The organism is Lentisalinibacter orientalis, assembly GCF_040706535.1.
GTDB lineage: Bacteria > Pseudomonadota > Gammaproteobacteria > Steroidobacterales > Woeseiaceae > Lentisalinibacter > Lentisalinibacter orientalis.
Map to the genome: position 1 here is coordinate 1 of NZ_JAPDRJ010000006.1, position 26,021 is coordinate 26,021.

The 26,021-nt window shown below is 54.1% G+C and carries 19 protein-coding genes; 11 read left to right on the forward strand and 8 right to left on the reverse strand.

Features of this window, described 5'->3' with window-relative positions:
- The 3 genes from ACJMK0_RS17575 to ACJMK0_RS17585 all read right to left on the reverse strand — a co-directional run.
- Window positions 1–880: DUF4437 domain-containing protein (locus ACJMK0_RS17575; protein WP_405240317.1), on the reverse strand; the 880-nt coding region annotated here is incomplete at its 3' end.
- 14 nt (window positions 881–894) lie between these two features.
- A complete protein-coding gene (locus tag ACJMK0_RS17580; protein ID WP_405240319.1) occupies window positions 895–1,092 on the reverse strand; it encodes a hypothetical protein in 198 nt (65 codons plus the stop codon).
- 111 nt (window positions 1,093–1,203) lie between these two features.
- The gene (locus ACJMK0_RS17585; protein WP_405240321.1) at window positions 1,204–1,977 is read right to left on the reverse strand and encodes a GntR family transcriptional regulator; all 774 of its coding nucleotides are present in this window, start codon (window positions 1,975–1,977) and stop codon (window positions 1,204–1,206) included.
- Window positions 1,978–3,142: 1,165 nt separating this feature from the next.
- On the opposite strand from ACJMK0_RS17585, the gene ACJMK0_RS17590 reads away from it, so the two are divergent.
- The 5 genes from ACJMK0_RS17590 to ACJMK0_RS17610 all read left to right on the forward strand — a co-directional run bounded on the left by ACJMK0_RS17590 (window position 3,143) and on the right by ACJMK0_RS17610 (window position 9,826).
- Window positions 3,143–5,635: a TonB-dependent receptor gene (locus ACJMK0_RS17590; RefSeq protein WP_405240722.1), complete on the forward strand. Its 2,493-nt coding sequence runs from the start codon at window positions 3,143–3,145 to the stop codon at window positions 5,633–5,635.
- Window positions 5,636–6,008: 373 nt separating this feature from the next.
- A complete protein-coding gene (locus tag ACJMK0_RS17595) occupies window positions 6,009–6,746 on the forward strand; it encodes a hypothetical protein (protein WP_405240323.1) in 738 nt (245 codons plus the stop codon).
- Between the two features lie 76 nt (window positions 6,747–6,822).
- A complete protein-coding gene (locus ACJMK0_RS17600; protein WP_405240325.1) occupies window positions 6,823–7,611 on the forward strand; it encodes a hypothetical protein in 789 nt (262 codons plus the stop codon).
- Window positions 7,612–7,659: 48 nt separating this feature from the next.
- Window positions 7,660–8,250 (forward strand): tetratricopeptide repeat protein, encoded by a 591-nt coding sequence (locus ACJMK0_RS17605; protein ID WP_405240327.1) that lies wholly within the window; start codon window positions 7,660–7,662, stop codon window positions 8,248–8,250.
- 55 nt (window positions 8,251–8,305) lie between these two features.
- Window positions 8,306–9,826: an FAD-dependent oxidoreductase gene (locus ACJMK0_RS17610; protein WP_405240329.1), complete on the forward strand. Its 1,521-nt coding sequence runs from the start codon at window positions 8,306–8,308 to the stop codon at window positions 9,824–9,826.
- 557 nt (window positions 9,827–10,383) lie between these two features.
- Here ACJMK0_RS17610 and ACJMK0_RS17615 read toward each other — a convergent pair.
- From ACJMK0_RS17615 to ACJMK0_RS17625, 3 genes are all read right to left on the reverse strand, one after another.
- Window positions 10,384–11,712, reverse strand: a complete 1,329-nt coding sequence (locus ACJMK0_RS17615; RefSeq protein ID WP_405240724.1) for a sulfite oxidase — start codon at window positions 11,710–11,712, stop codon at window positions 10,384–10,386.
- Window positions 11,713–12,498: 786 nt separating this feature from the next.
- Complete coding sequence (locus ACJMK0_RS17620; protein ID WP_405240331.1) at window positions 12,499–13,446, reverse strand: alpha/beta fold hydrolase; 948 nt, start codon at window positions 13,444–13,446, stop codon at window positions 12,499–12,501.
- Between the two features lie 622 nt (window positions 13,447–14,068).
- Window positions 14,069–15,766, reverse strand: a complete 1,698-nt coding sequence (locus ACJMK0_RS17625) for an alpha/beta fold hydrolase (protein ID WP_405240332.1) — start codon at window positions 15,764–15,766, stop codon at window positions 14,069–14,071.
- 252 nt (window positions 15,767–16,018) lie between these two features.
- Here ACJMK0_RS17625 and ACJMK0_RS17630 point away from each other — a divergent pair, with 252 nt between their 5' ends.
- The 4 genes from ACJMK0_RS17630 (at window position 16,019) to ACJMK0_RS17645 (ending at window position 20,329) form a co-directional block, all read left to right on the forward strand.
- Window positions 16,019–16,873: a TauD/TfdA dioxygenase family protein gene (locus ACJMK0_RS17630; RefSeq protein ID WP_405240334.1), complete on the forward strand. Its 855-nt coding sequence runs from the start codon at window positions 16,019–16,021 to the stop codon at window positions 16,871–16,873.
- A gap of 613 nt (window positions 16,874–17,486) precedes the next feature.
- Window positions 17,487–18,497: a TRAP transporter substrate-binding protein gene (locus tag ACJMK0_RS17635; RefSeq protein ID WP_405240336.1), complete on the forward strand. Its 1,011-nt coding sequence runs from the start codon at window positions 17,487–17,489 to the stop codon at window positions 18,495–18,497.
- A 38-nt stretch (window positions 18,498–18,535) separates the two neighbouring features.
- Window positions 18,536–19,003, forward strand: a complete 468-nt coding sequence (locus ACJMK0_RS17640; protein ID WP_405240338.1) for a TRAP transporter small permease — start codon at window positions 18,536–18,538, stop codon at window positions 19,001–19,003.
- Between the two features lie 45 nt (window positions 19,004–19,048).
- Window positions 19,049–20,329, forward strand: a complete 1,281-nt coding sequence (locus tag ACJMK0_RS17645) for a TRAP transporter large permease (protein ID WP_405240340.1) — start codon at window positions 19,049–19,051, stop codon at window positions 20,327–20,329.
- A gap of 31 nt (window positions 20,330–20,360) precedes the next feature.
- Here ACJMK0_RS17645 and ACJMK0_RS17650 read toward each other — a convergent pair whose 3' ends face one another.
- Window positions 20,361–21,302 (reverse strand): LysR family transcriptional regulator, encoded by a 942-nt coding sequence (locus ACJMK0_RS17650; protein ID WP_405240342.1) that lies wholly within the window; start codon window positions 21,300–21,302, stop codon window positions 20,361–20,363.
- Window positions 21,303–21,853: 551 nt separating this feature from the next.
- Here ACJMK0_RS17650 and ACJMK0_RS17655 point away from each other — a divergent pair.
- On the forward strand, window positions 21,854–24,136 hold the full coding sequence (locus ACJMK0_RS17655) for a TonB-dependent receptor (RefSeq protein ID WP_405240344.1): 2,283 nt from the start codon (window positions 21,854–21,856) through the stop codon (window positions 24,134–24,136).
- A 498-nt stretch (window positions 24,137–24,634) separates the two neighbouring features.
- Window positions 24,635–25,291: a GntR family transcriptional regulator gene (locus tag ACJMK0_RS17660; RefSeq protein ID WP_405240726.1), complete on the forward strand. Its 657-nt coding sequence runs from the start codon at window positions 24,635–24,637 to the stop codon at window positions 25,289–25,291.
- 171 nt (window positions 25,292–25,462) lie between these two features.
- Here the strand turns inward: ACJMK0_RS17660 and ACJMK0_RS17665 are convergent, their stop codons facing one another.
- Entirely contained in the window at window positions 25,463–25,717 is a 255-nt protein-coding gene (locus tag ACJMK0_RS17665) for a pyocin activator PrtN family protein (protein ID WP_405240346.1), read from the reverse strand.
- Window positions 25,718–26,021 lie beyond the last annotated feature (304 nt).

Here is a 26,021-nt window from a genome sequence, read left to right on the forward strand (position 1 = left end):
GCATCGTGTCCTCGAAGTCCTCCGGCCCGTGGGGATGGTTGTGGGCGTGGTTCACGCACCACTTGTAGAGCACCGGGTCACGCTTGGCGAGGCGGGCGGCGGAGCGCTCCTCGTTCTCCTCCGGCGTGCTCCACGGGTTGTAGTGGAAGTGGTTGAACAGTTTCGAGTCGGTGCGGCCGATGGCGATGCAGCCGTACTCGCTCGCGAAGGCACCATGGTTGATGTAGGGCGGACGCCAGAAGTAGCCGCCGGTGGGCAGATTGCCGAACTGCATCATCCACGACGTCCCCCACAGGTGATAACCCTCCTCGCAGCAGTCGTGGTAGGAGATGTTGTCCTGGTGGAATTGGGGCACCATGCAGTAAAGGAACGTCATGGCGAAGGTCTGCGGATTGAAGTTCAGCAGCTTGATCATGCAGCCGGCCGCCACGGACGGGCTCACCACGTTGCCCGGCGCCCAGACGATGTCGGCATAGGTGTCGACGTCGTGATAGAGCTCCGTGCGCGAGAGCTCGTGGTGCTGGTCGCTCTCCACCAGGCTCGGCTCCGCGGTGTTGTACATCATCAGCAGGAGCGCGCCCTGCTCCGAGCTGAGCTCGGGCAGCGCATAGCCCGCCGGCACGAAGAAGTAGTGCCCCCGGTTACAGACCTTGTCGCCGAGTCTGATGCTGCCCTCGATGACGATGAACTCCAGTTCGGAGTAGCTGAAGCCGGGGGGCTGGCGATAACCGGAGTCGAGCTGCACGGTCATCGTGCAGGAACCGATCTCCGGGTCCAGGCTCAGCATCTTGTAACGGTAGCCGCTGCCGAAGCCCGGGAGCGGCATATTCTTGAAATGGACGTCGCGGTCGCAGAACGGTTCGATATGCGGTCTGGTCATGGCGCTCTCCCGGCTCAGTAGACGACTTTATGCTTGCGGTCCGGCTTGACCGGAAGATCGTGCTCGGGGATCTTCATGCGCTGATCGCCGTCCACGTTGAAGCCGTACTCCTGTATGCGCTGGAAGAATTCCTCGTACCACTGATCCCGCGTGGGATCGAGAGCTTCCATCTCGGCGACGATTTTTCGGTAGCGTTCCTTCTGCTCCGCCACTTCAAGCTTTAGCCATTCAGCTGCCTGTGGCGGTTGCTCTCGTCTGACTCTGTTACACATCTCGCTTCCTCATCGCTAATAGATCCGTCTCGTTTCAGGGTTTGTCGATCATCAATCTAAACTAAGCTCCATTGAGTACACATAAAGAGCGGGGTTGTACCAACCATCCAGGATATCGACAGTATCACCCCGCTTGTCGATAGACTTACGCCGGATCGCGAGCAAAGCAGTCCCGGGCTTTACGTTCAGGTGCTCAGCAATTTCCATGGTTGCATCTGTTGCACTCAGCACTTGCTCAACCTTTGCGACCTCTACTTCGTTCCCCTGAAGCACCTCAAGCCGGGGCGTGCGCTCTAAATTTCGCTTCGTGAAACCTCGTCGTATGCCCCGTGTGAAACTAACGTAGTAGGCGAACGGCTCACCGCTCTCATTGCTCCTGACGCGAATCAACTTGTGGATCTTTTCATTCACCGGCATCGAAAGCTCTTCGCGGATATTGGCAGGCGGAAGAATTTTTTGGACCGAGATTACGTTGACGATGCTGTGCTTACCCAATTCGATTAGATTCTCAAGCACATCAACGAGGGGCGCGCGAACCGGTCGCGGTTTGTACCGATAGGTGACGATCGAGCCCTTCCCTCGATATCGTGCAATGAGCCCATCATTCGCCAAGTCATCCATAGCGCGCTTTGTCGTGATTCTCGATACGCCACACGCGCCCGCAATCTCCTGCTCGGTGGGCAGTCTGGATTCGAACGGGAGAACTCCCTTCAGGATTAGCGACTTGAGCGCTGAATAAAGTTGATAATAGAGGGGCGCTCGAGCGAGCGAGCCTTGCTGAATCGCCGACAGCTCGCCGAGCAGAGCTTGCAACGAGTAACTCACTGGCACATCCTCAATTTACGTGAAACGATCTACGCCGGAACGATCAATAAGAACGTATATCACACAGTGGAGCATGTTGGTATATCTATATGACAATTATGAAATAGAGAGGGGTGTCGGCCGTAGCGCAAGAATGATGTAAAAGGCTTACAAAGGCCTTACTTCGTCGGGGACGGGCAGTTTTATGAGCCACGGCTGTCTAATCTGTCCGCTTGAACGACACCAATAAAGGTGAGTGCCTTTTTCATTTCGAATAATATCGGGACATGCTCACTATTTCGCCCACATCATGAGAAGGGGAGAGAGTGAGACTGCCGGGAATACAATCGAGTGCATGGATTCGTAGTCTGCCTGGCCGGACGGAATAGGCAGTCGCTGGTAGAGATGTCTCGCAGTCCGATAAGACGGGTAACGATCTGGATGCGAACGAAGCGGTTCTGCGCTGCAGAGGATAACGAGATTTAGATGACTTAGCCCATACTTTCTCTGTTCCCGAGGGTAATGCTTCGAGGCGAGTGAAGTTTTGGCGGGGGATTCTTCGTGTCGGTAATCAAAGAGCCAAGCGGAAGCGCGTGGTCAGGCGGGTCGCCTAACTTCGAAGATGCCGGGACAGGAGAATTGAGTGGCTTGCGAATTATCGAGGGATCTCGTGGGTGACGTTGAGTCGAGGAGTTCGTAGTGCCTCGCCGAAATGCTCTCCCGGCGGCTGCTCCTTCAGCGGATTGGTTGACCGGATAATTCGGGAATGTCGTCATATGCAGTGAGAGATCGCCTGCAGTCGGGGCAGCTCGCGCGTTGGCGTTTCGCCGTGTAAGCAGTTCGGTTGCCGCGACTGCGGCGTTCTCTCTACAAATAGTATTGGCCGCGCGGATTAGAATCAGTCTATTCGGTCGCGGGGTGACGGCTCGCGCAAGATCATGGCCATCATGGGTTGACGTTGGCGGTACGGCGTGGGTATAAAGATATACAAACCATACAAAAGGCGCTTCGCCTTCTGAGGGTTAAGTCGTGTGACCGATAAAGTAGATGCACGCGCGTGAGTAGGAAGGGTCTAAGGCTGAGCCAAGAAGCAGTTTTCTGTGGAGCAACATTGACGGCAGAAGATGGCCGCCAGCTTGGTATAAGGTCGTTGACGGAAACAGGCAGAGATTTCGGGGGACTAATTATGCAGGGCAATAGGTCTGATCATCGTGTGGATCGGTCGTCGCGGTTCTGTTGGCGCGGCTTGCGAATTCGGCTATCGCTTCGCGCGAATGCGGTCGCGGAAGAGTCGACAAGCTCGGTAGCTCGTTTCGATTTCGCCTCTAGGAACCTTTTCCGATCGCGAATCGATGGGCTTCTAGTAATCGCCGCCGTTATTGCGAGCGGGGTTTCATGGTTGCCGGCTAGCAGCCTCGCGGCGGAGTCGCAGGCAATTGAGGAAGTTGTTGTGACTGCGCGGAAACGCGGAGAGTCACTGCGAGATGTGCCCGTCGCTATAAGCGCGTTCACAAGAGAGGATATCGTTCAGCAGGGAATCAAAGACCTAGAAGATCTGTCCTCTCAAACCCCTGGTCTATTTTTCTCGGAGCAAGGGGATCAGCGAGGAGGTCGATTTACCTCCGTCGTGCGTATGAGGGGCATGAGTATTAATGACATCTCACCTGTTAGGCAGCTGGCGTCCGTCTTTAAAGACGGCGTATTCGTATCGGGCGGCGTCTCAGCAATTAGTATGGAGGACGTCGAACGAGTCGAGATCATCAAAGGCCCTCAGAGTGCCTACTTTGGGCGTTCCACGTTTGGCGGGGCAGTGAATTTTATTTCCTCCGCGCCTTCAATGGACGAATTAGGAGGCGAAATTAACCTAAGCGCGGCGGAAGACGGCCATTACGATGTGGCGGGATCTATCGAAGCTCCACTAGTAAGTGGGAAGCTTGGCGCCAGGTTAACTGGACGCTACTACACGACAGACGGGCGATATACTAGCAGTGTAGATGGCGGAGAGCTGGGAGCCGAAGAGACGCGATCAGCGAACCTCGTCGTGGCGGCAGTACCTAGCGACGCGCTGGACGTAACTGTGCGGCTCTTTTACGGAAAGGATGAAGATAGTCTACCAACGACTGTCGCAATTGGTTCCGATTTCTACAATTGTGGTCCGTTCTTCGACGGGGGTAAGCGATTCATATGCGGTGACGTGCCCGATATCGATAGCGATACGCTTGGGCTGAATACGACCTTAGAAGGCACCGCGCGTGACATATTTGTAAACAACTCGGTGGCAAGTGATGCGATCGCATCCTTTCCGCTAACCCTAGAAAAGCGTGGTATGGAGCGGGAAACAAAGAGAGCAACAGTAGCTGGTAATTACTCGATTCCCGCGTCAGCGTACACCGTCTCCTTTGCAGCTGGGACAAGCTCCATAGAGCAAGTAAGAATAAGCGACACAGATCATACCGGCCAGGATGTTTGGGTGGAGGGAAATTTCCAGGATATAGAAGATTCCTCCTTCGAACTTAGGCTGACGCGGGATGGTGAACGGGCGAACTGGATGGTTGGCATCAATATCTTCAATATGGAGTATCTCGCGCCCACTGGAACAACTATCGGTTGGCTATTTCCGAATGATTTCGCACCGAACGGTTTTTTCTTCGATCAAACGGTCAGCCAATCGGATGTCTCAACGCGAGGACTTTTTGGCTCGTTTAGCTACGCACTGACAGACACCGTTACGATCAATCTAGAGGGTCGTTTCCAGGAGGACGAGATTGAAGAGACGGCGCCACAGGTTGCGCTCGAGGAAACCTTCAATAATTTTCTTCCGCGAATAATCGTGCAATGGCAGCCAACTGACGCGACAAATTTGTATGCCACGTTCGCACGAGGAAACATGCCCGGCAATTTCAACGGGAATATTGCCCAGTTTACAGAGGAGCAGCAACAGCAAATTATCGAGCAAACAGGTGCCACAGAGTTTGTCGATGAGGCAGAACTCGACAATTTCGAGATAGGGCTCAAGCAGTCATTCCTAGGTGGGCGAGCTTTTCTCAATGCAGCGGCCTATTTTATGGACTGGACTAATCAGCAGTCGCGAAGTATTGCAGTCGTGGACGATGATACGAGCCCCGCAGGTTTCCGCACGGTCCCGGTAGTTGTCTCGGACGCAAAGACAGATCTTTGGGGTATCGAGCTAGAAGGAACACTGGACTTGGGCGATAACTGGTCGCTGAGAGGCACATATAATTGGGCAGCTTCAGAGATTCAGAGATTTAGCTGTCTCTTGTGTGAGCGCGTCCTAGGGACAGCCGATGTGTCAGGTAATGAGTCAGCGAGGTTCCCAGAGCATTCGGGCTCGATCGGGGCAATGTATGTCGATCAGCTTTCCAATGATTGGATGTGGTACTCGCGTGTTGATGCGATCTATTTAGGCAGCGCTTGGTCAGAGGTTTTGAACCTTGCTGAGAAGCCCGAGAGTTGGACCGTCAACCTACGAGCCGGTATCGAATCCGACGTCTGGCGACTAGAGGGATTTATTAGGAACGCATTTGACGATCGGACGATACAGACCGCTGCGCGTTCTGCCGACTTTACCAAAGGGAATTTTGACATTACCGACTTCGTAGTGAACGTAACGCCAGCTGCGCCACGGCAGGTCGGCGTCCGGCTGAGCCGCCGATTCTGAGAGGCTGTTTTTGAGATTTGAGCCAAGTGCTTCAGGATGGGCACGAGAGCGCTTTCGATAGATTGGGCACAAGGGCGGTGCAAGCAATTGCTCATCCGAGTGGATGTTCGGGACCAGGGCAAGGTCGGGACCGGGTAAACCCTCGATGCGTGCCCGGATGATTGAAGGGCGGAGGTCTCGAGGGGCGAGGATCGTCAGGGTACAGTCGATATCGGCGATAGCCAAGTACGGCGTACCGAGACGCTTCGCGTCAGTTACGTAGATTAGTGCAGCTATTGTAGCGGAAGCGCCTCGCAACCTCGCTTGGTCGAATCTTCACATCGCGATCTCAGGAACAGAGCAGATGTTGCAGCAAGGAAGGAGAACCTAAGAGATGAAAGCTCGGCTCTGTGCCCTCATGCTGGCGCTGTCGTTTATCCTTGGGCACGTCGCACACGCCCAAGAGAATTCAAACATCGTTCAAGAATTTCATGGGCGAATCGAATATCGATTTCTCGACACCGATGAAGTACGCGGGCACGAGGTGTTTCGTCTGACGGTTCATCCGAATGGTGAAAGGACTATCCGAATAACTAATGTGCTGAACGAGACGGGAGTCTTGCGGGATGTCGTGATGCGCGTCAACGAGACTCTAAAGCCTATAGACTTGTTCATCTCACACTGGAAAGATGCTCAACATCGTGGGACTGGATACTACTGGGCCACGAACGGCGAAGTACATGCCGTGGTAAACGCGCCAAATGGAACCCTACAGCAACGAGCAAACGTCCCAACACCGTTCTCGTTTGCAACACGTCCGCAAGCCGCATTCGGATGGCACCTCTGGAACTATGATTTCGAGAAAGGAGGTACGCAGCCTTTGACGATCTTCGTACTTTCCAAATGGGGACTTGATGTCGGATCGATACTTGGTGAGGTACGGGAGTTTTCGGCGCAATTAATCGGTAGCGAGCGCCTGAAAGTGGCCGGGGCGGTATTCGACACTTGGCACGTGATCATTGGCGAAACGTACGAAGTGTGGGCCGACAAGGAAACACTGCTGGCGGTGCGGCTGCTGGTAAAAGAGAAAAACCGGGTGTATGAGCTTGTGGAATTTGGGCAAGTGCCCTGATCGGAACGTACAGCGAAGTGTGCGGGTATTGGAACGAAGGTCGTGCGCGGATGCAGCGGGCGACCGCCGCGGCAGCATGAAGGAAATGGGGCTGATGTATTGGTACGAGATGAACTTGCGATATCTTTTCGTTCTTTTTGGCAGTGTGCTGGCTACAGCTGCTTATGCCTTCGGACCCATGAGTCCTGGTGTAAATCCAAGCGTGGTTCAAGACCTTGCCGGTGTGATCAAGTATTCGACAATATCGGATTCATCGTTTCGTGGTGAGGAGCATTGGCGAATGCTAGTCCATCCTGACGGCTCGCGGACAGTGACAATGACCGTCAGGCTCGACGCCACGAAAGTGTCTAGGGTGACCACCGTTCGTGTGGATGCCCAATTCAGACCATTGGATGCGTATCAAATGTTGTGGACAGAGGGTGAATTTAGGGGCTCGGGATATTTCTGGGTGGAAGGCCAGATATTGAATGCGGTTGTAACGGCCAATACTGGAACCTTACAGCAGACTGTTGAAGTCCCGAAGCGGTTTTCCTGGGTTACGCACCCCTTAGGAGCCGATGGCCTTCATATGTGGTATTTCGATGAGCAAGGGCCGAGAGTTCAAACGGCAACGGTCTACAACACAGATACGCTTGGAAAATCTCTTGGGTCAATTCTCGGTCGTGTCCATGACGTAAAGTTGGAGCTACTTGGTGAAGAAGAGATTGATGTTCCCGCAGGGCGCTTTCTTACCAAAAAGTACCTCATGGATGAACGGCTGGAAATCTGGGTTGGTGTCGAAGATCCCTTGATGGTAAAGATGCGAAATCAATCGAAAGACCGGCTCTATGAGCTGGTGGAGTTATCCAGGACCGATTTGCGCTAGGTAGGCTTGTGCCGTGCGGCCGCGTAGTTGCGACAAGTGGGGTTCCCAGTGCTGAAAAGGCTAGTGATCTTTGCAATTGTAATGCTCGTTATGATCACGAGTATAGAAGGTAATGTTCAGGCGGCAGTAGGCGCGTGTGATCGATTGGCAGGACACCCGGCGGATCCGGAGCGAGTGACCGCAGGGGTCGGACGTTCGGATATGGACCTAACGGCGGCGGAGGAGGCATGCCGCACGTCGGTCGCGGAGTACCCTGAGCATGCACGTAGTCAATACCACTTAGGTAGGGTTCTGTACTATCAGGGACATTACAAAGAAGCATTACCGCATCTGAAAAAAGCTGCGGAGTATGGATATGCTCAAGCAATCTTCGTATTGGGCTATATAAGGGTGACGGGGGACTTGGGGGAGAAAGACTATTGCTCGGCAGGAGAGTATTGGCTTGACGCCGCAGCTCTCGATCATCCTTGGTCTGGATATTTTCTCGCCGATGCGGCCGTAGAAGGGCGGTTTTCTGAGTGTGCATTCGACATTGACGACGATCAGATAAGACGATTCGCAGCTCTAGCGGCTGATCACATCACTATTTCGGCGTCTGCAGGGCGCGTCGAAGAGCTACTCAAGCGACTGTCCAGATAGGTTGCCGCTTCCAATGTGTAAGAAAACAATCGGTCATGGCCGTGACTCAGCCACCTTGAGCGAATCAGCCTCAGGACTGGCGCTTGATCGAAGGAGCTTCCTGCGTGTGGGCGCGGGCGCGATCACTGCCGTGGCCTTGTCGCCCTTAGAGGCACTCGGCAGTGAGTGGGATCTGGTGATCGTTGGTGCGGGTACGGCGGGGCTCCCGGCAGCTATAGCTGCGGCTCGTCGGAACTTGAACGTTCTGGTCGTTGAGAAGGCGTCCCAAATGGGCGGCACCCTTTGGATCTCGGGTGGTCAAATGAGCGCGGCCGGTACGTTTGCCCAGTCGGAATTGGGAATTGAGGATCGACCGGAAGATCATTTGTCGGACATTCTTCGTATCAGTGAAGGCACCGCGGACAGAGAGTTAGCTAGTCTCGCTGTTGCTCATGCGGCCGACACCGTTGATTGGCTAATGACAAATGGCTTAAAGCTCAATGACTCAAGCCCTACCGTCGGAACGGGTCACGAGCAATATGGGAAGCCCCGGGTGTACGCGCCCGAGAATCGAGGTTTGAGCACGCTCAATATTTTGCGCGCGTTGGTCAATGAGGCGAAACCATCGATATTGTATGAAGCGGAAGCCGTAGAGTTAATAATTTCAAGGAACACAGTTGCGGGCGTTGTTGTGCGTATGCGGGATGGTCTTCAACGCGATATTCTTGCGAGAAACGTACTGATTGCGAGTGGTGGCCATAATGGCAATCCAAGAATGTTCCGAGACCTGCACGACGTACCACTTTATCGCCAGCCAGCGGTATCGGCAAACGTGGGAACGGGCATTGAGTTGGCCCTGCAAGCAGGTGGGTATTGCCGCGGTGGACATAACTATCTCTGTGACTTCGGGAGCATTCCGGCCAGCTTTGAATGGCCAAGTCCAGAATTCGGACGATCTTCGCATCATCCGCATCGACGCCCACCATGGGAAATATATGTCAATGTAGACGGCGAGCGTTTCCTACGCGAGGATGAGCCGAGCGTACATCAGAGGGAAATAGGCCTGCTAAAGCAGCCGATGCAGCGGTATTGGACGATCTTCGATAGGAAGGTCCTCGAGGAATCACCGCCGTTAGTCCGATCAGCTCCTCCGTCCCTTATGATGTGGTCGAATAGAGAGCTGACGCGACTGTTTGGAAAACGACCAGCGTTCGAGCGTGGTGAGAGCCTGGAGGAGTTGGCGCGGCGGATCGGGGTTCCGGCAGCGACCTTGATTGAGACGGTGCGACGGTATAACGAGGGACAAAGCAGTGGCGAGGATTGGCTCGGTAGGCAACACATGCCTGTAGCTCTGAAAAACCCTCCTTTCTATGCCATTTGCCATCAAGGAAGCACACTTCTGTCGTTCTCGGGCGTGGCTGTGAATCAGAAATTGCAGTTAATTCGCAAAAGCGGAGAAGCGATCCGAAACGTGTATGCTGCTGGAGAGGTTCTAGGCTTCGGTAATGTATCCGGGCGCGCGTATTGTGGTGGTATGGGCGTCACACCTGCATTGACATTTGGACGGATGCTCGGACAGCGCTTAGCGGCTTCGTGACGAGCACCCGAAGATACGCCTCCAAATTGTTGAGCATCCCTAACCGGGTCAAGATCAGATAAGCGTTATGAACGAGGCGGTCGAGGATGACATTAGCCAGCGTCGGATCGCCGATGATCTTGCGCCCGCATTCGGTTCATCGCGGGACCTCCCTCTGCTAGATAGTGCCGCGTACCGCTCCGTCGCTTCAATCCCACTTATCTACCGAGTCCCCTCGGTCGGCGGCATCAACTGACGCGGAATTGGACTGCGTCGACGTTTATTGCTCGGCGGATAGTTTGTCGCCAGGTAATCGACAATATCCGCTTCGACGTCTGACGCGAGTGTCCACAGGTTCTGCTCGGACTGCATCCAGCGAATTGTCGCCAGCCACTGCGACTCACTGCCGCGCTGTTGGGTGATGAGTCTTGCTGAATGGCATGCGAGGCAATGCGCACGTACAAGCTCCCATCCGGGGGCGATTTTGAGGCCGGTAGAGGAATCTTCCTCGGCCTGCGAAGTTGGCGAGACACAGCAAAGTACAAGGCCGATTGCAGATAAGAAGAGAACTCGATGAGTCATGCCGACGCCACCTGAACAGCGATTCGATGGCAAGCGTTATTCAGATACCCTTTGGGATTCCAGCCCGGCAACACCATGGGTTGGGAGCGGCCTTGGCTATCCGATGCGCGTGCCCAGACCTCATAGTACCCGAGCTGTGGAAAGCGGATGCGCGCGCGAAATCGTTGCCATGCAAGGCGATTGGCGGGCGGCTCAAGCTTGGCTGCTTGCCAAGTCGAGCCAAAGTCAATGGACACGTGCATAGAGGCTACTGCCACGTCGCCCGCCCAAGCATGGCCCTCCAAGTCCAATGGTTCGTCGATAGGATGTACGATGCCGGATCGCGGCATCGTGATTAAGGACTTGACTGGCATCGATTCGATGATGCACATGTCCTCTGTGGGAACTGTCGCCCCGGGCGACACCGGGCGGCAGGGCACTCGGTAGGAGTTACCCGTCATCTTTGGCCCGTCGTGTACCCTGTCGCGAATGAGGATCTTGGTGAGCCACTTGCCCGAGACGGAGCCGGGCCAGCCGCCACAGACGAGCCTTAGCGGATGCCCGTTGAGGTGTGGAATATCTTCGCCATTCATCGCCCATGCAATTAGTGACTCGTCCTCCAACGCTTTGGCAATTGGCACTCCGCGCGAAATCGGTGCCTTGGTAGTATCACCACTGGCGTGAATATCTGCACCGTAGTAAGCGACGTAGACAGCGTCGTCGCGTAACCCGACGTCGCGTAGGACATCCGCCAACCGAACGCCCGTCCACTCCGGGCAGCCGAGGGCACCGGTCGACCACTGGTTGCCGGCCGCTGATGGCACGAACTCGCTGCGCCCGTTACCGCCACATTCGAGCTGCAACCGATAGGTATGGTGATCGAATTTCCGTTTCAGGTCGGAAATTGAATATGTCACAGAGCGTTGGGCCGATTCCCCGGCGACCTCTAGGCGCCAGGCCTTCGGGTCGATGCTTGTGATCGATGGAGGGGTGCCATTATTGCGAACGAACAGGTATTTCGCGGGGGTTATCTCGTCGTTTAGCAAGTGGGGTGGGGTTTCTGCATTGATTGGTCGATCATTGAGGACGATCAATCCTTCCTTACCTTTTATGACAAACGGTTCGTCCGATTGGGCGAACGCCGCTGGAATCAATCCGGACGGCATGAGATGCCCGAATGGTATGGACGCACCCAAAAACGACGACAAAGTGAGTAACCCTCCGCCTCGAACGAAGTCGCGTCGTGTCAACGTGGTGCTTTGCCGGCTCCATAGCATTCGATCCGCGCGCTGCGGGTCCTCTGCATACAATTCGTGAATACCGCGTTCTCGTTTTGACACTTTGATTTACCTCTTCGTCCATTTCGTCAGGTCAACCATCGACGGCCATCGGAGCAGCTTGAGTTCAAATTCTGTAGCGATAGCCGCTTCGAGGACACCCGGATCGCCTCTCACATGGTCGGACCCCTTTCCGTCGGGCGACGACTCGTCCAAGGCATCATCGATAGCCTCGTAGCACGTGGCCCACGCCACAGAAGTACCGGCGAATCCCGTACCAAGGTAGATATCTTACGGAAATTCCCGAATTGCTGGAAAGCCCACTCGGTGGTCGATTACTCGCTTCCATGTGAAAGCAACGGCACTCCATGCGATCACGACAACGCTGTTCTTCTCGCGCGCAGGGAAGGGCATCCCGAATGAGATCGGCATAGCGATCTCGTCGCAAAGTGCGAATCGCTGTCCGCTCAAGTTGCGCTGTGTGGTCGCGGAGACCTCCAGCCTCAGCCTGTTGTTGGTGGCTGTCCACTAGATGAGACGAAAACGGCGTCCACTGCCTGTGTGGGGCAGATCTTCGACCTCGTCCGAGCAGAGCGTTATCTTGCCCTCGGGTTCGCGTCGCATGGCATCGACGCCTCCATCAGTTCGTCGAATACCTTGCGGTCCTCGGTCATGTCTGCCGCCTCTTGGCGTTGAACTCCGCGTGAATGGCCCTATGTCAGTATTATCTTCTCATCGGTCGTAAGGTCGGTTGCCGCGTTTGACTGTACTCCCGCAATTGGAGCGATGCGTGTTTCGGAATTTCGCCCGTATTGTAGGTTTCCCCAATGCCGGGCCAGCGCGCACCCTCGCCGTTCACTGCTCGGATCGGTTGCGCCTTATGCGCTCGGCAAAACCAGCAGCAATACTTGCCCACCGTTCATGCTGAGCCATCAATTCAAGGATATTGCCATCAGAAAACTTGACGAACTCAAAATCCGGCCTCACCTTTGAGGCTCGTACGTCAGTGTAGTGAATAATATCCTCGATATCGGTCAAAATGAGGCCGGGCACATCGATCGACCTTAGGTCGGGTTCCATGTCATAGTGAAATGCTGCCCAATGCCCGATGTCGGGTCCCTGAATGAATGTTGTAATCGCCAACCAGGTTTTTCCATCCAGAATCGCTTGTTCCTGTGATCTCATTGGCCTTTCGAACGCCCGCGTAAGATGCGAACCATCGACAACTGGAGTGCGAGGGGGCGCATTGCTCATTCGTTTCATGAAGTCCGCACTCTCCTCTGCGGTAAGTATTGCCGCCCCATGAAGAATGATCCCAGCTACACGATCTGGATTACTCGCTGCAAATGCTGTGGCGATTTGAGCGCCTGTATGATGGCCTGCAACTATGACCTTCCGGACATCCAGATGGTCCAGAACATACAATAGATTGTCAGAGTACTCGCGAATCGTTGGCTGGTGCGGCGGCCTGTCCGAGCTGCCATAGCCTGGCGTATCAATCGCAATTGAGCGGACACCGAGTTCGGCCAGGGAATTCTGCACTTCGCCGAACTGAATCATTGACATCGGCGTCATGTGCAGGAGGACGAACGGGTATTCGTAGTCACGCGGTCCGATGTCTCGATAATGCACCTGGCCTAAGGGGGTGTCAGCGTATCCTTTGCCACCGCTCAGAACTCCCCAGCCTTGCCAGTCATCGGTCGATGTTCCACGCATGACTTCATCTGCATGGATATTCTCAATGGAGAAGAAGGCTATTGGAAGCAACGCCAAGAAGAACGGGAAAGTACTTCGATATATCATAGGAGGACCTCGCTAACGGATAGATTTAGATAGCGAATATTAGGATGCCATCGCCTGGCGCTCGAATTGCCGCCCTGTCGTCCAGCGGATGGCAGTGAGTATCATTGTAGACATCATGCGCGAGCGTGACACAGCCTGCCGGATAGCCCGAGCGCGTGTCTTGCCGATAATCTCGTTAGTCGGGTCTGTGCCGACCGAAAAAATGCGCCATAACAATCAGACCGTTTTTTATGACCGCAGAAGGCTTGCATACTACATTGGAACTATGAAATTGAAACTAAGAAGGACGTCTCATCGACGTGCGCTGTCGACTCAGGTTCACGACGAGAATCGCTGTTGATCAGCGAAGGAAGTTAGGCGAGGATGGCGACCTGATCCAATGAAAGATATGCATAGCTATTCTCTGCAAGAATAGCCGAGAAAATAGGCGGTCACTCGCGCAACGACGTGACGCGCTTGATCGGATTCAAATAGCGGCTCAACCAGAGCTCGCAAGAGCGGTGGTACCCCTATCAGCAATAATGAGCATGGAGTGGTCCCGTCAATACAGCGCTGTCGTCTGCAGGAAGAATACAGGGCAGCCAGCAATTGAAACAGTTGCCGGCTACTCTATTGTGGCTGACTATGTGAGCTCTGAAGCGAAAAAGGGCTCAATCGCTGGTCCGCGCTCAGCGGGCACATCCGGTAACGCCAAGAAGCCGCAATGTTGATGCGTTGCACACGCCTGGCGCGCATGAGAAATATGGTGACTCTGGTTGGTAGCGCACAACACGGTGGGTACTTTCACCTTGGCCAGCATCGCGTCGGTGGGATAGTCGAAATAGGCTTGGTGCGCTAGGCCCCACATGATCGGTGCCTTAAGCATCTCCACTACATGGCGATGAACACGGTGGGCATCCAGGCAGGTGCTACCCTCAATAATATTTGCCTTGTACTGGCGGTACCATGGCCAAAAAAGCAATTGATCCCGTGCAAGGTGCCAACATCGTAAGAGATGACCACCATACCAATCAGGTGACCACGCCGGAGTGTAATTGGCTTTCAAGTCAGCCATGACTGCGTCATCGGTAAATATGACGTTAGTCATAGCGAGCCGGTGGACTCTATCCGGCTCTGCCACGGACCAATCCAGGCCGATCAGCCCACCGCTCCCGATGCCATGGTAATCGACCTGATCTAGCCCGAGACTGGTAACTGCCTCCACGAGTACCTCACGATACTTCGGCACCGTGACATCCGATTCACCCAGGAGATGATCGGACTCCGAATGCCCTGGAAGGTCCACTAACACCAATGAACGCTGCGCGACCAGAGGCTGCGCAACGTCATTGACTGTGTCCGTCGATCCGCCGGCACCATGCTGAACTAGGAGCGGTCGTCCCGGTGCGTCGAAATTGCACTTGATGCGCACCTGTCCGCCGTCAACGTCCGCCATGCTTTGCCAGAGCCGTCCCTTAATCGGTGAGGTGTCAGGGGCAAGCGGGGCTACCTCACCCGGCGACCGGAGCAGTAACTCAAGACATGCCGCAGTAGCGGCACCCGAATCCGTCGACGCCTTGAGTTCTACGCATGCTGGCGGTGATGTTATGCGCGACTGATGGGCAAGTAGCGGGTCCTGCTCAGAGGCCGTAACCAAAGTGGGCACCGTCGCATTCCGCAGTGCCGCGGCCCCAGCGAAATTGAATGCCGCCCGGTAGGCGACCTGGTAGTGGTCCCCAGCTCGGAGCATTTCAACGAGCGAGTTCTGTATAACTGCCGAAGCTGGCGCGTCCGCCTTTAGGCGTGCGGCAGCGGTGCGACGAAACCACGGGAAAAATATATGCTGGTCTCTCATTCGCGACCAGAGCCAAGTTAGATGACTGCCGTCCCATCGCACCATCAGTGGCGGCAAGTAGTAGGTCAAAATCTCCTTGCGCTCCTCGTCCGTCAGTGACGCAAGTCCATTCACGGCGCATCCAGTAATACGGTCCGGCGCGAGACAAGATAGCGCCACAGCCATGCTTCCACCAGTGTGGTAACCGTACACACCAACCCGGCGAAGACCCAATACATCCATGAGTTCCAGTACGGACTTGGCGAAGTCCTCTATCGAGGGATCGGGTACATTCAGCGGATCGCTACAGCCATAGCCAGGTGTATCGGGCGCAATGATCGTGAAGTATTCCTGCCATACTTTGATCAAGGGGAGTAGGTTGGCCGATGACTGGGGGGACTGATGAAGCATCAGGAGTGCGGGGCCGCTGCCTGCACGGCGATAGTGAACCTGTCTCGGTCCCCACCGACCAAACACCGTCGCGAAGTGGCGTTTAATCATAGACATCCTTTGTGCTTTTGCTCGATTTATCGAAGGAGATAGCCGCGCGTGGCGGTAACGCGAGCGAGGCATCATGGTAGCCGAGACAAATCGTGTCTACCACGCTTCGCATATTTCAGGATTAAATTCGTTCAGTATTCTTTTAGAGAATACGTATGCACTTTTCTCATTGGATGGCCCCCGCGTGTTGATATAGGTTCAAAGCGTTGAACGCTTGTTAGATTGAGTATCATTAGCAATGAACCATCAGGAGATGTCATGACATCAAGCGAGGGGAACATCGAGTTGCGTCGCCTCAATCCTTACATTGGGGCTGAGGTTCATAATTTAGATATTGAAGCCGGTCTCACAGACGAGCAAGAAAAAGCTATCGTCGCGGCTTTATTCGATCACTCTCTGCTGATATTCAGGGACCAGCATCTTTCGCCAGGCACGCAAGTACAGTTCAGCGAGCTTTTTGGCGAAAATGATGTACACATCTACGATCAGTATCTTGATCCGGATTTTCCGCAGCTGATCCGCCTTTCGAACATGCACGGCGAGAAAGGAGTGGTCGTTGACAACTACTGGCATGCAGATCTGACCTACTATCCCGAGCCGACCGGAGGTGCTGTGCTGTATGCACATGAGGTTCCCAGGGTGGGTGGCGATACACTCTATGCTTCCCTCATTAACGCCTATGATCGTCTACCCGACAAGATCAAGAAGGAGTTAAACGGAAAAGAGGCGGTTCACAGCCACGATCCGAGACCGTCAATCAAGCGCCCGACCTTGTCGGACGAACAGAAGCCCAAGGCGCCTGATAGCGTCCACCCAGTGGTCTGCAGGCATCCGGTAACCGGCCGCCGAATACTCTTCGTAAATGAAGGATTCACATCGAGCATTGTCGGACTAAGCGAGGACGCTAGCGAAGAGTTACTGCAATATCTATTTAAACACTCGACAGACGAGGAATTTGTCTATCGACACAAATGGCGCAAGGGGGACGTGCTGATTTGGGACAATAGAGCAGTTGTCCATTCGGCAACCCCGTGGGATACGAGTACCGAAAAGCGGCATCTTACTAGAACCACTATCAAGGGTGAGCGGCCCGAAATGGCTTCACCATACTGATCGACCTGACTGAAACCCATGAGCCACGGTGGATTCGTTCTGGTATTGGGAGTCGTTTTTTGTCAAGCGGATTCAATACGCGGACTTCGAAGCGTGTGGCGCGCCGTGGGGCAAAATTTCACAGCCGAAGCACATGGATAGAAATGTGCGGCAATGGGGGAATCCAGTACGATCTCAACATGCATTCGGTGCGCGTGCTGTAATCGGCGCGCCCTGTGCAAAAGCCTGCACATTGCCTAAACCCGCCAGCATCCTGTGATGTCGCACGCCGGGTGCTCCGGGCTCGCATGATACGCTGCAGATCTAGGCTGGCACGCGATGAGGGGGCCGCATGCGCACACGTTTGACGATAGGCGCGCTACAGATGATTTCTCCGTACGACCGCATTCCATTCCCGTATCGTTTTGCGGGAACCCAACGTGTGGTTGACGCGTGACGCTCAGAGCGCCAAGCGGTTACCGGACCGGGTATGAGGCCGTTGAGCACAGTTCTATGGGGCGGGCTATATTTCCAAGCCGCACCACGGAGTCACAACCGCCGTACATAATTCAATCCGTGACCGGGATGTGAAAATGACAAGCGTCGGAACGGGGACTATTCTGGAAGCCGCGTTGTGAAGGATCCGCGGTTCAACAGACGAATTCTTATTGCAGGCACGCTTGCAAGCGTGGTGCTGGGCGGGTGCCGGAAACAGCGTGCCCGTCCACTCAGCTTTTCTTTACCTTGGGGTGAAGCATCCTTCCATACCAGCAATGCACGAACCTTTGCTAGCAAGGTCGGGGAGAAGACGGCAGGGAGGGTGGACATACGGGTATTCTCCGGTGCGTCTCTTGGGGTGAAGGGGCCGCAGTCGATTCGCGCCTTGCAGGAAAATATAGTGAACCTTGCTGATATCAGTGGGTTCCAGCAGGTTGGAACCGCGCCCGTCTTGGGGCTGGAGTCCTTGCCTCTATTGATCGATTCAATGGAGGAACTTGAACTACTTTGGAGCAGGCTACGGAATATTGTAGATCGCAAGTTATCAACGCTCGGCTTGAAAGTGTTGTACGTAGTTCCGTGGCCTCAACAAAATATTTTCTCGAAAACAGAGATTCGGCAGCCCAGCGACCTATACGGCCTTCGCATACGCAGCCAAGCACCTATCATGACTGCTTTCTCTCGTGCTCTCGGGATGGCACCTATCCAATTGACGAACCCCGAGACAGTGCCCGCGCTAGCTACCGGCATGATCGATGCCGTCGCTACCTCTACCTCGACTGCCTCCTCACAGAAATATTGGGAATTTCTTGGATATACCCTGAGGACCAATCATCTATGGTCATCCAACATCGTGGCTATAAACCGGGGTGCATGGGAACGGATTGCCAAAGAGGATCGAGACGTAATCCAGGAAATAGCCGATACGCTGGAGGAGCAGTTCTGGCAGATAAGCCGTGAGGAGGATTTAAGACAGCTAAAACGTCTCGAAGCGATGGGTATGAAGACCACAATGCCCACACGCGAATTCATTAAGAGGATGAGGGCGGCGGCGAGACCACTTTGGAGGGATTTCGCCCTGGCCCTCGCGCCAGAGGAAAAAGAGGTGCTGCAATGGTTCATAGAAGCGGTTCAGCGCGGAAGCTGATACGCGTAGTCGACACTGCATGCTGGGGTGGATCGGTTATGGCATGCGTCGCCTTGGCGACTCTATTCGTTATTTGCTTGATTGAGATTCTCTCGCGAGCGTTGTTCGCGCATTCGTCAGCGCTCGTCGGTGAGTACTCTGAATATCTTTTGCTCAGCAGCCTGCTCTTGGGTAGCGGCTGGGTCCTGCGCCAGCAAGGACACATTCGGGTTACGCTATTAACCGACCGGGTACCGCATAACTACACGCGCGCCGCGCGATATGTGACAACGTCTCTGGCCCTTTTAGTGTCGGGCATCGCGTCCGTCGCCATGACCGACTTTGCATTAGGCACATTGGAGCGAGGTACGCTTTCCTACCATCCGAGCGCAACGCCATTATGGATTCCCCAGGTGGTCGCAGCAGCCGGCTTCTGGCTACTCAGTCTGGGCCTGTTTGCGGAGTTGGTCGATCCGAAAGGCACCACGGCTGATCCTGGCGGGGCGGTAGAAAATAATGAACCTTGACCCGGGGCTAGCATGAGCCCTGGACCGCGAATCTAGGGGCTTTGCATGGGGACTGAAGCACTCATCTTCTTTCTGCTCATTTTCATCTGGCTGGCCACCGGCGTATGGGTAGGACTTGCGCTTATTGGGGCAGCCATCATTTCACTACTAATTTTCACGGACGTCTCCGCGCTGGCCTTGTTAGCGTTTGACGCTTGGGCAACCCTGACCACGCCGGAACTAATAGTACTGCCGTTGTTTATCTGGATGGGTGAAATCCTCTTTCGCTCAAGGTTGGCCGGCAACCTTCTTGAAGGTATTACGCCGCTGGCAAGCCGCGTCCCTGGTGGACTGTTGCATACAAATGTACTCGGTTGCACCATGTTTGCAGCGGTTTCTGGATCGTCTGCCGCTACAGCTGTAACGGTAGGGCGTATTACGCTGGGTGAACTCTTTGCAAGAGGCTATGAGAGGAGGCTATCGATCGGCTCGCTCGCGGGAGCGGGAACCCTGGGTTTCCTCATACCTCCATCGATCATATTGATCATTTATGGGGTGCTATCGGAGACGTCAATCATCGATCTGTTCTTGGCAGGAATCCTGCCGGGGTTAATGCTCGCAGCGATATATTCTGGTTACATTGCCATTCGCTGCCTGTTAAATCCTGACCTGTCTCCTGACAACGACGAGCCCGCTTCTCTCTTGGAGATTGCTCGCGGTCTCAAAAGAACTCTTCCGTTACTGTTCTTGATCGGATTGGTTATAGGGAGCATGTACCTCGGTATCGCGAGTCCGATAGAAGCCTCCGTACTGGGTGTAGCCGGGTCTCTGCTGTTGGCCGCTATCGGCAAGGAGTTGTCTGTCCGGGACATCCTCGACTCATTGCAGGCGGCCGTCATGACATCGTCAATGATCGGCCTGATCCTGGTTGGGGCGCTCCTTCTGTCGAAAACCGCAACCATCTTGGAAATTCCGGCGGGCGTAGGCACCTTGATCCAGCTATGGGACCCGAGTCCGCTCGTCCTGGTGCTGACGTTGACTTTATTCTACTTGGCGCTCGGTTGTTTCCTCGATGGCATGTCGACAATCATGCTGACTCTCCCCATCGTGCTGCCCGCCGTTTTGGGTGCCGGTTTCGATGCGGTCTGGTTCGGGGTTTTTCTGGTGCTGGTGATTGAAATGGCGCAGATCACTCCGCCCATTGGCTTCAACTTGTTTGTCATTCAGGGACTGACAGGTGAGAAACTCATGTCTATTGCCCGAGCAGCCTTCCCATTCTTCCTTTTAACCGGCGTAATGATCGCGTTGATCACAGTATTCCCGGAGCTGCTGCACGCTTTCCGTTGAGCTTCCGAAATATCTTCTCGCCTCGTCGATATCAGTACAGGAGATCCGTGTCGTCAGGATTAAACGTGTCGTCATTATAGATTAGCCGTACTTTCTCGACGACGTTCTGAGCGGCCGGCGACAGGACAGTATCCCTCGACCAAAGCAGGGCATGGGAAATCTGATTGGTCTGCGACGTTCCTGGTAGGGCCCGCACGCTACCTTCCCTGAAATGCCGTGCCACAAGGTGCGATGACAAGAGCGCCACATGAGATTGCGCCACAATGGCATGGCGAAGCACAGCAAGAGAGTCGGTCTTCAGGGATACTTTTGGCCGGGGGATCTTCCGTAAGTCGAAATAGCTTTCCATGCCTCTTATGTAATAGGCTTGATTGGAAAAGACCCAGCGTGCGTTCTGTATGTCGGACTGGGATATATTGGCTTTTGAAAATAACTCATGACCACTGTAGGCAAAGATCGATCGCTCGATGGTAAGGTTACGCAGCTCCTGCACTATCACGCCTGGCATCACTTTTTCTTCGGGGAGCGATGTCAGCACGAGATCCAACTCGCCCAGCCTCAAGAGCTGAATCAATGTGTTGTGGAATGCTTCGACGACATAAAGCTCTCGCGGTGTGTGGGATTCATAGACACGCATCAAACCTGCAAGCACCGAATTGCTCAATAACGTCGGGCAGATGCCAAGCCTCAGAGGACTGTCTGAGCCCGAAACGAGTTCTTCAATATCGGAGAAGGCCGCATCGGCGACATTGACTATACGCTTCGCGTGTTCGCATAGCCGCTTGCCTATTGGTGTGGCGACGACGCCTCTGCTCTGCCTCTCCAGGAGCTTCGCCCCTAAATCTCTCTCGAGCTTCTGTATGCTACGCGTGAGTGCCGACTGCGTAATGTGTTGCGTTTCGGCGGCTTTTTTTATGTTGCCGTGCTCAACAGCAGCAACAAGGTAGCGGAGGCGAGTCAGGTCGATATTCAACGAGAGATCCGTCCTTTGTAGGGAAGTCGGAAATAGCTCCTGGCGATTGTATGAGTCAGCTAGACGTTAGGGGGATAGGGATGTAGTGCGCAGGTCTGGCGGCAGTCTCACATTGGGCCCTCCTTCGTGGTAGAGCAGCTAGCAAAAACGAGAGTGGCACCAGCTTACGGTTCTAGCGACCAGGATTCAGATCAACATCTGTTCTTGGATGTGTGTTTTAAAAGTTACTTCCACTTTCGTCAAATCCGGGCGCGTTCGCTAGACGGAACCCGTCGGTAGAAGAATTCAGTTTATATACGGCGGGTCCGCGCCGGGGCTGGGCCGCACCAAAAAAGACGGAATGGTTACCCGACACAACTAAAGTTCACACAGCAGATTTCCACTATCTGGTGTTGAGAAAACGGAGTCGCAGCAAACGTATTCAGCTTGAGAATACATATGTACTTAACTCATTGGAAGGCTATTCGAGATTGAGATACGTTCTATCCGTGATTATCACCTGACGCTGAGACGCAGTTCTGATTACACGAAAAGCCACGCGGGGGAGAACCATGAAGAAGAGTAGTGCACGGCACAGTTTATTGTCCTCATCGATGAACTCCGCGAGCGCAGTTACGCTGTTGTCGCTCGCCGTTGTATTTTCAATGCCGGCCAAAGCGCAGGTCGATGATCCTGATACTGAGGCCGATTCCGGCCGCTCTTCAAAGGCTATAGAGGAGGTTGTCGTCACTGCCACGCGGCGAGCCATGAGCGCGCAAGAGGTTCCTGCCAGTCTCACGGTCTTTGATGCAGCGTCAATCGAGCAAATGAACATTCGAACAGCGTCGGACTTCATGCAGCAAACCCCAAACGTGCAAATAAGAAATGTGAATAATGCTGGTGAAACACTGATCACGATTCGAGGCGACTCGCAAACTCGAAATACGTCACCACCAGTCGCCCTCGTTGTGGACGGCGTCGTGTTAACAGGCCGTAGTCAACTATCCGGTGATCTCTACGATATCGAGCGAATCGAGGTCTTAAAAGGGCCCCAAGGATTTCTGTACGGACGCAATGCTATCGCTGGCGCAATAATCATAGAAACGAAAAAGCCCGGCAATCAGTTTGAGGGAGACGTCGAATTCGGTTACGGTCGCTTCGATACAGCTGAGGCGAGAATCAGTTACGGCGGACCGCTCATTGAAGACGAACTTTTCTTCCGTCTGTCCGGGAGCCTAATAGATAGTGAAGGCTTCTATACGAATGTGACACGACAGGAGAAGATGTTCCCAAGGAATGAAAAGAACTTCCGAGGACGCCTAATTTGGGAGCCGACCGAAGAATTTGATGCCGATTTTCGCTTTAATTATAAAGACAACAAGCAGGGCGGGGTTCAATGGAAAATCCAAAGTGCGATCCCCGGCCTTCAAACATCTCCGCAGGCGGCCGTCTTGGATGTCAACCGGATCGAAGAGCAGCCCTGGGTTAGAAACGTTGAGGCGCGTAGCTTTCACGAAGAGACTACGCTGGCTTTGAAACTGAGCTACGACTTTGGCCCATTCGAACTTCAGAGCGCCACGAATTACGATCAGTTTGACGATGGCTGGAGTACGGATGATCTCCCGTACGCGAGCACGCCCGACGGCACTCAGTTTAACCTCTTTTCTCATGAATCTCTTTCGACCGAATTACGAGTTCAGTCGCGAGGGGACCAGAAACTTAGCTACACGCTAGGCGTCTATTACGCAGACATCGATAATGATCCAGATCGTATTACTGCAGAGGGTGTTGACGATACAGCAACGGGTCGAGTTCTGGATGCCCGCAACCCGCGAATAGGGCCAGACGTTCTCAATCGCACCTTGACGTTTAATGAGTCTCTTCTCTACACGGAAGCATGGGCGGCGTTTGCGCATTTCAATTACCAAATAGCGCCCAGCCTCGCAATTACCGTGGCTGGTAGATATGACCGTGACGAGGTGAAGCAAATCGATGCAAGTCCTCCGGAGTTTTCACCAACTGCGGGTCTCGTACGGGAGGATTCGTGGGAGGAGTTTCAGCCCAAATTTGATATCACCTGGAATCCCACCGATGACATATTGCTCTACGGTGGATTTGCCAAAGGATTTCAGTCCGGCGGATTTAACAACCCGACGGCACCAATAGCCAGTGGCGGCATCGTCTCGGGTAAGTACGATGAGTCTACGGCCGAGAATTGGGAGTTCGGGTTTAATAGCAGATGGTTTCAGGATCGCCTGACATTCAATATGGCCGTTTTCCAGAATGACAAGAAGAACTCTCAGCAGTTCGTATTCGTCCCTGCGGGCAACGTTAATGCGGTTCAGGTTATTGACGAAGTGGAGATCAGTGGGTTCGAGGCGGAGCTAACGGCGCGGCCGATCCCCGAACTGGATGTGCGCGCGGGCCTCGGTATGCTGGACGCCGAAATCAAGGAGTATGCCTCAGAACCTGACACTGTTGGAAACCGAGCGCCGTTTACAGCGGAACTGACCGGCAATCTGTCCGTGACCTATACCCGAGAATTAGCGGGGCTTTCCCTATTTGGAGTCGCAAGGCCTGAGGCGAGAATCAATGTCACCTACGAACACAGGGGCGATCAGTACTTTAATGCGGATAACACACCAGGCACGAAACGGGATGCGCTGAATATTGTAAATGCCAATGTAGCCTTGCGCCTGGATGACTGGACAATCGAAGCCTGGGTACAGAACTTGACGGACGAAATATACCCCGCAGATGTGATTCCGGTTTTTACCGCCCCGGCATTGCAGACCCAGGCGGTGTTCCAGTCTCCGCCACGAATGTGGGGGGTGTCTTTCAAGTATGCTTTTTGAGGTCTGACATAGACTCGCGGACCGGCGCCTGGACGTCTATAGTCGCTGCGGGTATTGGAAGTGCTCGCAGCCGGGGTTAGGACTCGGCTGTCGCTGACGCGTTGCACGCCCTTCGGTGGATTCGCAGGACTTGTTCCCAGCAAGCCGCTTACCTATGGGTGTGCCACTGGCGATCGCGAGACCTACGGGAAACATAGCGGAAAGGGTTCTCCGGCGGGCGGTACATGGAAACTGGCATTGTCATTTTTCATCAGCCAAGGGCATCTACAGATCACTTTCTTCGCTTTGGTACTGAAGACTGTTTTGTGGTGAGCCATTACAAGCAGCCATTATAGGTATCGAGTGTGCGCGGGCTCGATGAAAGGGAATCAGGTGCCACCTCTAGGTAGTGCGTTGGGTGTGTAAGAAGCCGTTAATTCGTAAGCGGCGAGTTGGAACGTTTGACCGCACCGATTTCCCCGAGGAAAAGCTCCGTAGAGAACACGAGGCGGCGTGGAAATGGGAGTGGGTCGACAATCAGCCTTCGAAAAGTCATATGAACTTATCCGCGGAAGAATTTTGTCTGGAGACTACCCTGCAGGAACACATCTGACCGAAAAAGAGATCTCTATTGATGCCGGGGTGAGTCGAACTCCCGTACGAGAGGCCCTGCAACGTCTATGTGCGGAAAGCTACGTTGAGATAAGACCTAATCAGGGTTTTTTCGTCACCCATCACCCTATATTTGACGACGCTAGCGATACGATAGCGTTACGCGAAGTGGTAGAGACATTCGCGATTACGCTTGTCGCCTCGAGAATTAGCGAGAGTGAGTTAGAAGAGCTTTCGGCGATCAATCAACGACTTCGCACTTATCGCAAAACATCTGCCTCTCTGGTGGCTCTCTCACAGCTATGCTCCGAGTTTCATGGGAAACTCGCTGTTATTACGCGAAGTCACAGCGTTTCGCGGATTGTCGAGCTACTTTTGGAGAATCCATCAGTACTAGCCAGTATGGCATACGTTGAGACGACTGCGTCGGAAGCATCTCACACCACACGACTCCAGCTTATTGAAGCACTCCAGGCCAGGGACAGTGCTTACGCCGCGAGCCTTATTTCGCTGATGATACATCGGACCCGACAGGCTGCCATTGCCGATCGTGCGCCGGATTAGTCCGATCCCCCGGAACGGTTCGTTTGACCGGAAGCTGTCGTTCCTTTCTTGCGCTAGTCTACTGCCCAGCCGCGGATTAATGACGCTCTCTGACGTGCCCGAGGTTTCACGTTCACCAAGATAAGGTGAGGCTTACGGCTTTTCTGATGACAGGACCAAGCGCTAATGAAGCTACTGCATTGCCTGCCACTGACTGGCTGCGCTCTCGCGCTGATGATCGATGTGGCGGGCGAGATCCGCGGCACTGATGAGCCAGGGCGATTTCTGCGAGCCGATGCGATAGGCCGGAATCGGCAGCTGCTGCATGGCGGCGCGTCGCTTGGCTTTCGTAACGGACAGGCCAAAGTATTTCTCGCACACCTTTTCGAGCGGAATCTCCGCCGTTCCAAACTCGGCCAACAGGCCGAAATAGGTTGGGGACATCATCTTATTGTTCTTCCCAATGTAGGCCAGAGAAACCATATATGCGAAAAAAATAACAAATAGTGTTTCTTTTGCCCAGCAGGAAAATCCATGAAATGGGCATAAATGCCTGTCTGTGGGCCCTTTTGGCGCACAACACGCGCAAATATCGCTTGTTATGTAAAACGCAATGACGTTCGTTGTACCGATACCGAGAACTTGTTGCCGTCGACGTCTTCGTCGGGACGTTCAGCCTAGCGCCGGGCGATACTGAGGTCAGGAAGAAATGACCCTGACAGAAGGGCGGTTTTCTCCTTGCAGCGCGTCG